Source organism: Priestia sp. P5_B4, from assembly GCF_056400385.1.
This window is the reverse complement of sequence record NZ_JBFULJ010001347.1, coordinates 1-723: the sequence shown is the minus strand read 5'-3', so window position 1 is coordinate 723 and position 723 is coordinate 1. Positions and strand designations below refer to the sequence as shown.

The window sequence follows — 723 nt, the reverse complement described above, 5'->3', positions numbered from 1 at the left end:
AGCTGGCGAACATATTTTAGATATTGGCTGCGGCACTGGCGAATTTATTTCGCAGCTCCATAAGCTTCATGTCCGTGCAACGGGCATCGATTGCTCTGAAAATATGATTGAACAAGCTCGTCATCAGTACCCGACTCTATCCTTTGAACAGTTAAATGCCCTTAACCTTCCTTATTACGAACAATTTGACGCAGTTTTTTCAAATGCAACTTTACACGACATCCGTCCCCCTCACCTTGTCATTAAAAACATTTACAATGCTTTAAAACCAAACGGCCGATTTGTAGCAGAATTTTGGGGAAAAGGAAACATGGACGAAATTTTCACAGAAATCATTCGTCAATTTAAAACGTTTGATATCCCTTATAACGATGTAGATTTCCCATGGTACTTTCCTTCTGTAGCTGAATATTCTTCTCTTTTGGAATCACAGAATTTTCAAGTCACCACGGCTATTCACTACAGCCGTCCCTTCTTGTTAAAAGGGGAAAACGGCTTGCGTAATTGGCTGGAAACAAATGCAGCCCCTCTTTTTGCTCACGTGACGACAGAAACTAAAAATGTTCTCATTACGCGCTTAGAAAATCGAATGCAAGACAAACTATTTCAAAATGGATCTTGGCTAGCAGAAGCTAAACATATACGTGTACATGCTGTAAAACGAGATTAAAAAATGGACGTGATTCTATTCACGTCCATTTTCGTTAAAGTGCAGCCAATACC

At 39.8% G+C, this 723-nt stretch carries 1 protein-coding gene; it reads left to right on the top strand.

What is annotated here, in order from left to right:
• Positions 1-670: class I SAM-dependent methyltransferase (locus AC1DRF_RS30905; protein WP_477742689.1), on the top strand; the 670-nt coding region annotated here is incomplete at its 5' end.
• Between the last annotated feature and the right edge of the window lie 53 nt (positions 671-723).